This is a genomic window from Bacillus sp. NTK071 (assembly GCF_017303315.1).
Taxonomy (GTDB): Bacteria; Bacillota; Bacilli; order Bacillales; family Guptibacillaceae; genus Guptibacillus.
This window is the reverse complement of the sequence record NZ_JAFKOI010000001.1, coordinates 561,355-575,104: the sequence shown is the minus strand read 5'-3', so window position 1 is coordinate 575,104 and position 13,750 is coordinate 561,355. Positions and strand designations below refer to the sequence as shown.

The window sequence follows — 13,750 nt, the reverse complement described above, 5'->3', positions numbered from 1 at the left end:
ACATATCTATCATATTTATAACGATCTCTAACTATTATTGGTAACCTAAATAGCTTCTCATTTAGCGTGCGATTTCCTATACCAATCGAATAGTTAAATCTATATAATCTGTGTATATCCAACAAAAAAGGAGCATCAAAATCAATATGATTTAGCACTCCATTTTATGTGTGATATTAAGTTTTATACCCGATAACTGAACCCGTTACCTAAAGGGACTTTTTTACATTTGTTACTTTTAGTATTTCAATCTTTCTTATTCCTAATGAAAGGAACTATTTTAGAAAAGCTTCAAAATATCTTGTCATAGCAACAGCAAAATCTCCACGAGTTACGTCTGTGTTAGGACTGAACGTTGCAATTACAGTAGGCTCCAGATCATAATTACCTTGAGAGATATTGAAGTTAGCGTTGATAATATTGAGATCAAGCGCCAGTTGAACGTAACCTTTAAGGTGCTCAGGTACTGAATCTGCGTCTTCAATATTTATTCTTTCATCTCGATACTGAACAGTTAGATTACCCGTAATTGACTGTGCTTCTTCTTGAAGTCCGAGACTTTGCACAAGAGAGTAAGCTAATTCTGCTCTTGTAACAGAAGATTTGGGATTGAATTTTGCTCCTTCAACAAGAATAACTCCCTGCTGCTTATAAGTTGTATCACGGAATGATGCTCCTTCTTCAGTTACTGCTGCGACGTATGGAGCTTGTTTGGAAGAAACATCGCTGTATGATTGATTCGTAGCTTGTCGTATTTCTGCTCCCATTACCAAATACTTGGCTAAATCTCCTCTTTGTAGCTTTTGATCTGGCATAAAGTTACCTTTATTGTTAGCATCAAAAAGTCTTTCTTTCACACCAGTTTTAATTGCAGAAGCGGCTGCATGTCCCTCAATATCATTTAGTCCAGAGAATCCACTAATCTTTGTAAAAGCAAGACTTCCTTTTACTTTTTCAGGAAACGATAATCCAGAAGTTAGATTTGCTTCATCGCCTCTGAGACCTCTAATCTCTGCCTTCCATGTGCCTTTCAGTGGAGCGTTCACAGAAACAGTTCTATCTGTCGATAATGTGAACAATAAACTGATACCTGAACTGTACTCAGTACCATCTGGAGCTATTAGGACAAGGTTGACCGGGTTACCCGTCTCTCCTAATAACCCCCCTGCATTTACTTTGGCAACTAGAGTTGTTAAACCTGACTCAACTTCAAATGCATACTGATTATCCGATGTGAGCGTTACTGGATTATAATCAACAGTAAAGTCTTTTCTTAATGTATCTGCTTCTACAGAACTAGTAAACTTTTGATTCGTATTAACTGTTTCACCATATCCTGTATCTCCAAATGCACTATCAACTGAAGCGTAAGCATTTAAGTATCCTGCTCCGACTTCCCATGCTTCATATCCTGGCATATTTGTAGCAGTTGCTTGAACGATTACTTTCACTTCAGCCGGTGATAAAGCATAATTAGCTTCTAGCATTAATGCGACAACACCCGCTGCATGTGGAGTCGCCATTGAAGTTCCGCTCATTGTTGTATAAAACGGTATGTGAGCAGGATCAATGTCTTCAACATCACTTGTTGCACCGAGAGAACTAACTGGAGCAATAACACGCGTTGAAACAACATCAACACCTGGAGCTGTTACAGTAGGACGATCCTCCCATGTCCAAGTCTCACCGTCCATCTCAAATGTGCCACCTAATCCTTTTGTGCCACGAGAAGAGAAGTCTGCTAATGTACCATCTTTCTCACCTGCAGCTACTGAAATGACCCATGGTGCTTTTGCATAGGGATTATGTGTATTTTCGCTAGGACCTTCGTTACCTGCTGCAAATAATACGACAATGCCTCGGTCGTATACTTTTTTACTAGCAATATTAATTGGATGGTTAGGGTCGAAGTCACCTGATGATCCCCATGAGTTTGTAATTACGCGGATATCATATTGAGATTGGTGCGTTAAAGCATAATCAAATCCACCAATTCCATCAAGAACGAATAGCGCTGCACCTGATCCATAGCCGATTAGGTCTGCACCTGGAGCTGCACCTTCATATTTACCACCTGACATTGCTCCAGTTCCTCCAACTGTACCCGCAACGTGCGTACCATGTCCTGAGTTCGTATCAGTATTAGCAACACCTTCCTGATATGTAACAGGTAGTAATCCTGGCGATAAACTATTAAGGTTTGTAGAACCTATCACATTCTGAACTAAATTTCTTCCAAGCTCGTGGTCTTTGTGCGTACCATCTACTCCGCTGTCATTCACAACTACTCCTATTCCGTTTCCACTAACAGGCATGCCACCATTTTCTTTTCGCATTTCGTCATCTGTACGGACCTTATCGACACCTGTTAGAGCTGTTGCATCTGCATTGAAATATTTTAACTTTTTATTTAAGTAAATCGAACGAACTAGATCATTTTTAGCGAGCGTATTAATTTGATCTTTTGTTGCAATGACTCCAGCCATTGGGAGGTTCTGTAACGTTAATCCGGCTTTCACTCCAATATCCTTTAATAAGCTTGATTGAGCATTGGTAGGAGCTCCATCACCATTAAAGGTTACAATTACCTCAAAAGGGCCGTGTTCTTTAGCCATCATTTCTGTTAATTCGGGACCAATCACAGCAGCATTTTCTGCATATGACTGTGGAGTATAACCAAATCCTACCGTTAGTAATAACGAAAGTACAAGTACATAAATTTGCTTCATCCATTTTCCTCCTTTAATTTTCTTATTTTTCTTATTTTTCATTATGTAATGAAAACAAACCTTTTTCTATTCACTAAAGGTTTTAAATGGTAAAAGGGAAAGAACTATATCGTCATCATTCAAAAGTAGTATAGGGTACTACTTTCGTTACCTCAATAAAAGCAACAATCTTTTAGAAAGGCTCTTTTCGTACACATTATTGCTATATGAGAGGGTTAATTTCCGCTCCAGGATGCTCGCTTTCCGCGGGGCGGGCGCTGAGCCTCCTCGGCACGCTCGGGCGTGCCTGTGGGGTCTCGCCTGTCCCGCTAGTCCCGCAGGAGTCGAGCATCCTTCCGCTCCAATTAGCTAAGTGTAGTTTTTTATATTAAATACTTTCAAAAGCAACAATCTTTTAGAAAAGAGCCAATTAAAAAGAGGAATAGCCTGATTGGCTACTCCTCTAAACATCAACTATATCTTCTAAACCATTCTGCTGCTTTTATAGCTTCTGACTGTGTTAACTGGTGACCTGACTTTTCCCAGTGAACGGTAACTTCAGCGCCGGCATTATTTAATAACTGCTCTAGCTCTTTTGTTTCATCGGCTGAACAAATTGGATCATTTTCACCAGCCCCAATGAAAATTGATTTCTTACTAAGGTTAGGAAGCACATGGTTTCTTAATGGAACCATCGGATGATGAAGAATGGCTGCACGAAGCGCATTTTGATCATGAAACAGTAAGCTTGCCGCTATATTAGCACCATTTGAATAGCCAATCGCAATGACATTATTTCGGTCAAAGTCATATTGCTTTGCTGAATCATCAATGAATGTATTCAACTCATGTGTACGTTCTATTAAATCTTCCACATCAAATACACCTTCTGAAAGTCTTTTAAAGAAACGCGGCATGCCATTTTCAGATACGTTTCCTCTTACACTTAAAATGGAATGTTCAGGCGCAATTAACTCAGCAAGCGGAAGAAGATCTTCTTCCGTACCTCCTGTTCCATGTAACAACAATAAAACAGGAAGGTCCTCATTCCCTTTTTTGAAGATATGCTTCATTATTTATCACCTTTAAGAACTCTTGTGTTAGCAGGCTCAAGAACACTCTCAATCTGTGAACGTTTCTCTTCAAGCCACGGTGGTAGAAGTAGTTCCTTACCCATTTCTTCAGGATCTTCATCTTTAGCGAAGCCTGGAGGGTCCGTTGCAATCTCAAACAATATTCCGCCTTCTTCACGGAAATAAATCGCATTAAAGTACTGGCGATCAACAACTGGTGTTGGTTTATACCCGTTCTCTTCTAGTAAACTTCTCCACTCTTCATGGTCTTCAAAGTCGTTCGCACGAAATGCGATGTGGTGTACCGTACCAGAACCCATTCTACCTGATGAAAGAGGCGTTTTCTTGACATCAATCGTATTACCGATAGAATCACTTGATTTAAGTCGCACGAAATCCTCTTCTTCTGCTACTCGAACAAATCCAAGTATTTCTTCAAGAACTTGCAGAGTTGATTCCGGTTTTCCAGTTAATAGTGTTGCGCCCGCAAATCCTTTAATAGCATGTTGTGTACCAACTCCACCGAAGTTCCACGTATTACGTTCACCCTCTTCTCGCTCTACAAGCTCAAGGTGCAAGCCATGAGGATCATCAAACGTAAGTACGTCCTCACCAAAGCGTGTCATTTCTCCATACTCGACATTTAATTTCGTTAGGCGCTTTTTCCAAAACGAAAGGCTCCCTTCTGGAATCACAAAGCTCGTTACGCCGACTTGTCCAGATCCAATCGTACCCTCGTGAGCGTTTGACCACGGGAAGAACGTCATAATTGTACCTGGTGCACCTTCTTCATTACCGAAGTAAAGATGATATGTTTCTGGATCGTCAAAATTCACTGTTTTCTTCACAAGTCGAAGCCCTAATACTCCACTATAAAAATCAACATTTTCCTGAGGATTTCCTACAATTGCTGTTATGTGATGAATTCCTGTTGTATGTTTCATAAATTGCTATTCTCCTTTACAATTTTACATCCATTCTAGAAGATTCCCGTCTAGTGAACTTTCTAATCTTCGAATTTATCCACTTAATTATCTTTAATTCGAGATGTTTGATTTGAGTTTATTAAAAATCTCCTCTATCTGTCAAATGTTTTGGTTTACGCGTATAGGACAACCCCACAATGAGACATTCTATATGTAAAGGAGTGATGAGATGCTTAGCGTATTTGAGGCCCTGTCGTTAATGGTCAGTTTTTCCGCTCTTGTACTCGCCATCATCCACACGAAAGACCGGTCATCGTAATAGAAAAGCACTCCTCAATGAGGAGTGCTTTCTCAATTTATGGCATAACCGTCTTATTCATGAGATAGCGATCTGTCTCACGAGCTACTCCACGTCCTTCGTTAATTGCCCACACAATAAGACTTTGCCCTCTACGAACATCCCCTGCAGCAAAGACGCCATCAACATTTGTTCTGTAATCTTCGAATTCTGCTTTTGCACGCTTACGGTTATCTTGCTCTACTTCAAAGTGTTCTAGCACGCCTTCTTCAGGACCAGTAAAACCGATCGCGATTAAAACTAGCTCAACCGGCCAAACTTGTTCTGTACCCGGTAGCTCTTTCATAAAGACGTTGCCCTTTTTATCAACATGCTTCTCAATTGTAACGGTATGAAGTTCTTTCACATCACCATTCTCATCGCCGACGAACTTCTTCGTCATAATTGAATATTGACGTGGATCTTCTCCGTACTCTGCTTGTGCTTCTTCATAAGCATAATCCAGCGTAAAGACTTTCGGAAATTCTGGCCATGGATTATCGATCATACGATCTGCTGTTAATTGTGGGTGTTTACCAAACTGGTGGACACTTTTACAACCGTGTCTAAGCGCAGTTGCGACACAGTCTGCTCCTGTATCTCCGCCACCAATAACAATAACATTTTTACCCTCTGCAGAAACATATTGCTTATCTTGAAGATGTGAATCTAATAAGCTTTTCGTGTTCTTTCTTAAATAGTCCATTGCATAATGAATACCGCCAAGTTTACGTCCCTCGATGGGAAGGTCTCTGTGCTTCTGGGCACCAGTACAAAGGATAACAGCATCATGTTCTTCACGAAGCTCTTCACGTGTTACATCTTTACCGATTTCAGTATTTGTAACAAATACAACACCTTCATCTTCAAGCAACTTCACACGACGCTCAACAAGATCTTTATCCAGCTTCATGTTAGGTATACCATACATTAACAATCCACCAATGCGATCGTCACGTTCATATACTGTAACAGAATGACCTGCTTTGTTTAATTGGTCAGCTGCTGCAAGACCAGCTGGTCCCGAACCTACGATAGCAATTTTCTTTCCTGTACGATTTTCTGGTGGCTTTGGAATCATCCAACCTTCAGCAAAGCCTCGATCAATGATTTCTTTCTCAATGCTTTTTATTGCAACCGCATCATCTGGAATAGCTGCTACACATGCACCTTCACATGGTGCAGGGCACACTCTACCAGTAAATTCAGGGAAGTTATTCGTTTTCAGTAGACGATCTAAAGCATCTTTCCATTTACCCTGGTAAACAAGATGGTTCCATTCTGGAATAAGATTATAGAGTGGACATCCAGATGCGCTTCCATTTAATTCAATACCTGAGTGACAGAAGGGGGTGCCGCAGTCCATACAGCGGGCCCCTTGCGTCTTCAATTCTTCTTCAGATTGAGGAAGCTGATATTCTTCCCAATCTTTTAGTCGTGTTGTTAAATCTCTTTCACGTGCTTTTTCTCTAGGATAGTCTATAAAACCTGTCGGCTTACCCAATCGATTACCTCCCCTTATACCGGCTCCAGATCGCTTTGTCGTGGTTTAACTTGACCGTTCTTAGCCTGCTGGAACACTTCATATGCTGCTTCATCATCTTTGTATCCTTTTTCTTTCAATTCTTCTAATGAATTTGTAATTCGCTTAAACTCTTTTGGTATAACTTTCACGATCTTGCCTACATATTCGTTCCAATTTTGAATGTAACGAATCGCTTTAGGGCTATCTGTAAAGTATGCATGCTGCTGAATCAGATGCTTTACCTCAAGAATTTCTTCGTAATTTGTTAAAGATTCAATATGAACCATTTCAGCATTTACATTATGCATAAATGCGTCACGGTCTTCAGAGAGCACGTAGGCGATTCCACCTGACATACCTGCTGCAAAGTTTTTCCCAGTATTTCCAAGAACAACTACACGGCCGCCTGTCATATATTCACATCCATTATCCCCAATACCTTCTACTACTGCTTTTACTCCACTATTTCTTACACAGAATCGCTCACCAGCAAGTCCGCTAATGTATGCTTCACCAGAAGTAGCACCATAGAAAGCAACGTTACCAATAACCGTATTCTCATCACGGGCAAATACCGATTTAGATGAAGGGTGGATAATTAACTTACCACCTGACAATCCTTTTCCAACATAGTCGTTTGCGTCACCCACAAGATGCATTGTGACACCATTAGGTACAAATGCTCCAAAACTTTGTCCTGCTGATCCTTTAAAGTTCAATCGGATAAGGTCATTTGGAAGTCCTTCTGCACCATATCGTTTCGTAATTTCATGCCCTAACAACGCACCAGCTACTCGATTTGTGTTTCGAATGATATATGACCCTTCAAAAGGTTTTCCTTCTTCAAGTGCTCCAAGACAGGCAGGAATAATTGACGTATTATCAAGTGCTGCTTCAAGATTATGATCTTGTTTACGTTGATTAAACCGACCAACTTCTTCAGATACATGTGGTTGATAAAGTAGCGGCTTTAAGTCAAGATATCTTGCTTTCCAGTGGTCTTTCGTACGACGACTCACTTTCAGCACATCTGTACGACCAATCATTTCTCCAATCGTTCTGAAACCAAGCTGTGCCATGATTTCACGAACTTCCTGTGCGATAAATTGCATGTAATTTACTACGTGATCAGGGTTACCTATAAACTTTTTACGAAGTTCAGGGTTCTGTGTCGCTACCCCAACTGGACATGTATCTAGATGGCAAGCTCTCATTAGAATACAACCTAATACAACAAGTGGTGCAGTTGAAAAACCGAATTCTTCTGCTCCTAAGATGGCAGCCATCACAACGTCACGGCCAGTCATCATTTTTCCATCAGCTTCAAGAACGACGCGATCCCGTAAATCATTTAGGACTAAGGTTTGGTGTGTTTCAGCAAGACCTAACTCCCAAGGTAAACCAGCATGTTTAATACTGGTTCTAGGTGAAGCTCCAGTTCCACCTTCATATCCGCTGATGAGGATTACATCTGCAAGCCCTTTCGCTACACCTGCAGCGATCGTACCTACACCCGCTTTGGAAACTAGTTTGACATTAATTCGTGCAGAAGGATTTGCATTCTTTAAGTCATGAATAAGCTGAGCAAGATCCTCAATCGAATAAATATCATGGTGTGGTGGCGGGGAGATCAAGCCTACTCCAGGCGTTGAACCTCGAACTTCTGCAATCCACGGGTAAACCTTTTTACCAGGCAGTTGACCACCTTCACCTGGTTTAGCCCCTTGAGCCATTTTGATTTGAATTTCATCAGCATTACTCAAGTAATAACTTGAAACGCCAAACCTTCCTGATGCAACTTGTTTAATAGAGCTTCGACGCAAGTCTCCATTCTCATCAGGTGTAAAGCGCGAAGGATCTTCTCCACCCTCACCACTATTGCTTCGTCCACCAATGCGGTTCATAGCAATTGCAAGTGCCTCATGAGCTTCTCCACTAAGTGCACCGTAACTCATAGCACCTGTTTTAAATCGGCGTGTGATTGACTCAACACTTTCAACTTCATCAATTGGAATCGGTTCATTCGATCCAAAATCAATCGCCTGTCTCAAATACGTTAAGTTTTCTTCAAATGCCATACTAGAGAATTTTTTATATAACTCATAGTTATTGCTTCTTGCAGCATGTTGCAGCGTATGAATCGTTTTTGGATTAAATGAATGGTGCTCTCCACCATTTCTCCACTGCAATTCACTACCTGTTTCAAGTGTAAGGTCACTATATTCGGAATCATGATAAGCAAAATGATGTCTCATCAGAGTTTCTGTTGCAATAATATCAATTGGAATCCCATCGATTTGTGATGCTGTACCAGTGAAGTAACGATCAATCACTTCATCGCTAACACCAATAGCTTCAAAGATTTGCGCACCTCGATAGCTTTGAATGGTAGAGATCCCCATTTTGGACATTACTTTTACAATTCCTGTTGTCGCAGCTTCAATGTAATTATCAAGAGCATCTTCAAATGTGAATCCTTCAATTGTGCCATCCTGAATCATATGAGCAATTGAATCATAGGCAGCATAAGGATAAATTGCATCTGATCCGTACCCAACTAGCATTGCAAATTGATGTACATCTCTCGCTTCACCTGTTTCCACAATGAGACTAACTTTCGTTCGCGTCTCACGCTTTATTAAATGGTGATGAAGTCCGCTAATAGCAAGAAGGGAAGGAATGGCTGCTTTTTCACTATTAACACCAAGATCCGAAAGCACTAGAATAGTTTTTCCATTCTTAATTGCACGATCTGCTTTACGGAATAAAGCAAGTAGCGCGTGCTCCATTTCAGTTTCACCGCGTGCAGCATTAAACAGCAAGCTTAGCGTTTCAGTGTGAAAATCCTCTTTATCTAAAGCTTTAATTGCTTCAAATCTACCCTCAGTTAAAATAGGGGTTTCAAGACGAATTCTTTTTGCACTACCGGGATCAGTACTTAATAAATTACCTTCTGGTCCGAGTAACGTCATTGTCGATGTAACGGACTCTTCTCGAATTGAATCGATAGGAGGGTTTGTTACCTGTGCAAATAGCTGTTTAAAGTAATTAAACAAAAGCTGTGGACGTTGAGATAGAACGGCAAGTGGTACATCATTACCCATCGAACCAATTGGATCTTTTTTCTCCGTGACCATTGGTGCAATATTCTTCGTTAATTCTTCATATGTGTAACCAAAGGCCCGTTGTGTTTTCACAAGTTCTTTCTCATCAATATGGCGCTCACTTGCAGGCGTATTATTTAAGCTCATTAAATTATCATCAAGCCATTTTCTGTACGGAACTTCTGTTGAAATCTGTTCTTTAATCTCTTCATCATATACAAGGCGCTTCTCTTCTAAATCGAGAAGTAGCATCTTACCAGGACTCAAACGACCTTTTTCAATTATCTTTTCTTCTTCCATTTCGATAACGCCAACTTCTGAAGACAGGATAAACGTATCATCATCCGTAATAATATAACGCGCAGGACGCAGACCATTTCGATCTAGCATCGCACCAATTTGACGCCCATTTGTAAAGGCGATGGCTGTCGGACCATCCCATGGTTCCATTAAGCAGCTATGGTACTCATAGAAGGCCTTCTTTGGATCCTGCATTGTAACATCACGATCCCAAGGTTCAGGTATCATCATCATTGCTGCATGTGGCAACGAACGTCCAGATAGGTTCAAGAATTCCAGGCAATTGTCCAATGAAGAAGAATCGCTTCCATTCGGACGAATAATCGGAGCGATGTCCTGCATATCGTCACCGAAAACGTCTGATTGAAGCGCTCCTTCACGTGCTCTCATCCAATTAACATTTCCCCGTAGCGTATTGATCTCACCATTATGAATGAGATAACGGTTCGGATGCGCTCGATCCCAGCTAGGAAATGTATTTGTACTAAAACGTGAATGGACCATTGAAAAGGCAGATTTAAAACTTGGGTTTTTAAGATCAAGATAAAATTTGTCTAGTTGTTCTGGTGTAAGCATTCCTTTATAAACAATCGTATCTTTAGAAAAGCTTGCTGCGTAGTACTTTGTTTTGGAAAGCTGTGAATCAAGTGCTACTTGTTTTTCGGCTTTCTTACGAATCACGTAAAGTTTACGTTCGAATTCTTCAGCGGAAATATCGCTTTTCTTAATAAAGACCTGTCGAATGACAGGCTGAGCAATGCATGCAGCTTCTCCAATTGTGGACTCATCAACAGGAACCGTTCTCCAGCCAATAAATTCTTGACCTGCTTCCTTAATTGCTTTCTCAACAATTTGTTTTGCGCGCTGTCTCAGCTGATTATCTACTGGTAGGAACATCATCCCCACACCGTACTCGCCTTTATTTGGGAGGTTAAAACCTGAATTTTCTATAAAGAATTCATGTGGAATCTGTAGCATAATACCCGCACCGTCACCTGTGTCAGGATCACTTCCCTGTCCGCCTCGGTGATCTAGCTGGCGAAGCATATAAACTCCTTTTTCAATAATATGATGTGCTGGCTCATTATTCATATTGGCGATCAGCCCGATGCCACAAGCGTCATGCTCATGAATTGGATCATATAATCCCTGTTTCTCTGGAAAATTGCTTCTATCCATAATCCCACTCCTCGCTCTTATCCCAATTCATTATGGTTTCTCGCTTTAACGCCATAACGTCGAAATTGTTTAAATATTCTACACTTATTGTACATTGCTTTAACCAATGCTTCCAATATATAATTAAGATATAATTAATCTATTATTGATATGAATCGAAGAAAGGGTCGTTTTTATTGGAACTTAGGCAACTCTATTACTTTATGGAAGTAGCTAAAAGAGAGCATGTAACAGAGGCAGCAACCTCATTACATGTCGCTCAATCAGCTGTTAGCCGACAGATTGCCAACCTAGAGTCTGAGCTCGGTGTGCAATTATTTATTCGTGAGGGACGTAACGTTAAGCTGACACAAGTTGGACACATCTTTATGGATCACGCCGAAACAGCTATCTCTGAGATTGAACGAGCAAGACAAGCAGTGTTCGAATTTCTTAATCCTGATACTGGTACGATTCGAATTGGATTTCCAAACAGTCTAGCTGCCAAAACGTTACCTACCGTTATTTCTGCATTTCGAAAAGAGCACCCAAGTGTTGGTTTTCAATTGAGGCAAGGTTCAGTTCAGGACCTTACGGATGCAGTAAGTAAAGGAGAAATCGATATCGCTTTTGTTTCTCCAGTACCCAAGGATCGTACTGATGTTGATGGTCATATTTTTTTCACAGAGAAGCTACTAGCCCTTCTCCCTATCTCCCATCCACTAGCCGACTATCCGATGTTAAGACTAGGACAATTGAAGAATGAACCATTCGTCCTGTTTCGATCAGGCTATGCCCTTCATCATCTTGTTACATCAGCATGTCAGCAGGTTGGCTTTAAAACTCGAATCGCTTTTGAAGGAGAAGATATCGATACGATAAAGGGTCTTGTGGCTGCAGGGCTCGGTGTTAGCCTCCTTCCTGAAATTACACTTTCAGAACAGCTACCAGGTGAGACAGTTAAAATTGAACTATCTGAACCTAACGTGACTCGCACTGTTGGCGTCATTATCCCTAAAGGAAGAGAACTCGCTCCATCTGAAAGGAAGTTTTTTGAATTCCTTACCCATTTTTATGAAGTTCTTAACCGATTTGGACAATAAACTGATTTAATTACAATGAGCTAATTCAAAATACATAGAAGCCAGGGGTGAGTTTGATTCAATCAGACTCACCCCTGGCTTCTTAATTTGGAGAATTTAATTAGTTACGTTTTTTGAAGGCAGTTTCAGAAAAATCCCCAGAACTAGACCTATGAGAAAAATAACTGCACTAGCAAGATACATCTGTTCATAACCATTTAGAACCACTGCCCTAATCGTCTCCGTCACCCCCCTACTAAATGATCCAGCACCAGAAGTTGCTATGAAACCAGCAAGGATGACTGGCCCAAGGGATGTTCCAATTGATCTTAGTAAGCTTACGAGAGATAGTGCAGCCCCCGCTTCACGATCAGGAGTTAATTCTAAAATAATGTAATTAAGCGGTGTTCCCATTGTAAAACCAATACCTACACCCGAGAGAATCATGCCGATCGATAGCGATACAAAGCCCTGTGCAATGAAAACAAAAGTGAGAGATCCTAGTAAACTTAAAGAAAAACCTAGAAGCACTACCTGTTTCGCACCCCACTTATCAAGCAACACTCCACCAATAGGAGCAGCAAAACCTGCAGCAACAGCTAGAATAGTCATAACATATCCACCCTGTCCCCTTGATAATGAGAGGAGTATTTCAGAAAAGGATGGTATGAATATCATACTTATAATTCCAATACCTGTAATTGTTGAGATCAAGAGTGCCAATACAATGTTTCGATCAGTAAAATAAGATAATTTAATAATCGGGTCTTTCGCCTTCTTCTCCACTTTAATGAGCGGATAAATTAGCAAAATACTAAGTATAAGCAATGGCCATACGAGCACTGATTGTAAAGAAGCAGAAAAGTCACTGGTGTCTAAATTCGTTAGTCCAAGTAATAGTGAAATAATGACAAATGACAGAATCGTAGCCCCTCCCCAGTCAAGTGAAGGTTGTTTTCTTTCTATACGATCTTCAGGAAGTTTAAGACCCATCATTAGTATAATGAAGGCAATAGGTAAATTAATAAGAAAAATCCATCTCCAACTCAGCTGTGCTACAAATAAGCCTCCCAGGTTTGGACCAAGTATCGTTGCTATACCGTACATTGCACCAACTAGCCCTAGTGCCATACCTCGCTTTTCTTTAGGAAAACTACTCCCAATCACGGCATTTGCAATCGGAATAATACCTCCACCTCCAAGAGCTTGAATCGCTCTACCAATCAGTAGAAATGGCAGTGATTGACTTAACCCTGCAATAAGTGACCCGATAGCGAAAAGGACAATACCGGTGAGAAAAACGCGTTTCCTTCCTAATAAGTCACCTAATTTACCAACAATTGGCATACTCACTGCATACACAAGCGTATAAATCGTTACTACCCAAACAGTCCATTTCAGGTCAATCCCAAGTTCCTCAATTAATGTCGTTAAAGCTGGTGATACAATACCAGAATCAAGTGCTCCAAGAAACACACCGAGTAGAAATGTAATGAGTATAAATCGGAGTTGTTTATCCACGCTTCATTCTCCCTCA

General features: G+C 40.7%; 8 protein-coding genes. 2 read left to right on the top strand and 6 right to left on the bottom strand.

All coding sequences use genetic code 11. The features are described 5' to 3' along the window. Nucleotides 1-275: 275 nt before the first annotated feature. The 3 genes from JI666_RS02950 to JI666_RS02940 form a co-directional block, all read right to left on the bottom strand. Entirely contained in the window at nucleotides 276-2,729 is a 2,454-nt protein-coding gene (locus JI666_RS02950; RefSeq protein ID WP_206888755.1) for a S8 family peptidase, read from the bottom strand. 449 nt (nucleotides 2,730-3,178) lie between these two features. Beyond that, nucleotides 3,179-3,784, bottom strand: a complete 606-nt coding sequence (locus JI666_RS02945) for an alpha/beta hydrolase (RefSeq protein ID WP_206889289.1) — start codon at nucleotides 3,782-3,784, stop codon at nucleotides 3,179-3,181. Then, on the bottom strand, nucleotides 3,781-4,725 hold the full coding sequence (locus JI666_RS02940; RefSeq protein ID WP_206888754.1) for a ring-cleaving dioxygenase: 945 nt from the start codon (nucleotides 4,723-4,725) through the stop codon (nucleotides 3,781-3,783). Before JI666_RS02940 ends, JI666_RS02945 begins: the two co-directional genes overlap by 4 nt. A gap of 211 nt (nucleotides 4,726-4,936) precedes the next feature. Here JI666_RS02940 and JI666_RS21980 point away from each other — a divergent pair, with 211 nt between their 5' ends. Continuing rightward, on the top strand, nucleotides 4,937-5,026 hold the full coding sequence (locus JI666_RS21980) for a putative holin-like toxin (RefSeq protein WP_224880206.1): 90 nt from the start codon (nucleotides 4,937-4,939) through the stop codon (nucleotides 5,024-5,026). 37 nt (nucleotides 5,027-5,063) lie between these two features. On the opposite strand, the gene gltD is transcribed toward JI666_RS21980, so the two are convergent. Then, nucleotides 5,064-6,548, bottom strand: a complete 1,485-nt coding sequence (gene gltD / locus JI666_RS02935) for a glutamate synthase subunit beta (protein ID WP_206888753.1) — start codon at nucleotides 6,546-6,548, stop codon at nucleotides 5,064-5,066. Between the two features lie 14 nt (nucleotides 6,549-6,562). Next, nucleotides 6,563-11,152: a glutamate synthase large subunit gene (gltB, locus tag JI666_RS02930; RefSeq protein WP_206888752.1), complete on the bottom strand. Its 4,590-nt coding sequence runs from the start codon at nucleotides 11,150-11,152 to the stop codon at nucleotides 6,563-6,565. Between the two features lie 176 nt (nucleotides 11,153-11,328). Between gltB and gltC the strand changes: the two genes are divergently transcribed. Beyond that, nucleotides 11,329-12,234 carry a glutamate biosynthesis transcriptional regulator GltC gene (gene gltC, locus JI666_RS02925; RefSeq protein WP_206888751.1) on the top strand — a complete coding sequence of 302 codons (906 nt, stop codon included), beginning with the start codon at nucleotides 11,329-11,331 and terminating at the stop codon, nucleotides 12,232-12,234. A gap of 96 nt (nucleotides 12,235-12,330) precedes the next feature. Here gltC and JI666_RS02920 read toward each other — a convergent pair whose 3' ends face one another. Next, nucleotides 12,331-13,734: an MFS transporter gene (locus tag JI666_RS02920; protein WP_206888748.1), complete on the bottom strand. Its 1,404-nt coding sequence runs from the start codon at nucleotides 13,732-13,734 to the stop codon at nucleotides 12,331-12,333. Nucleotides 13,735-13,750 lie beyond the last annotated feature (16 nt).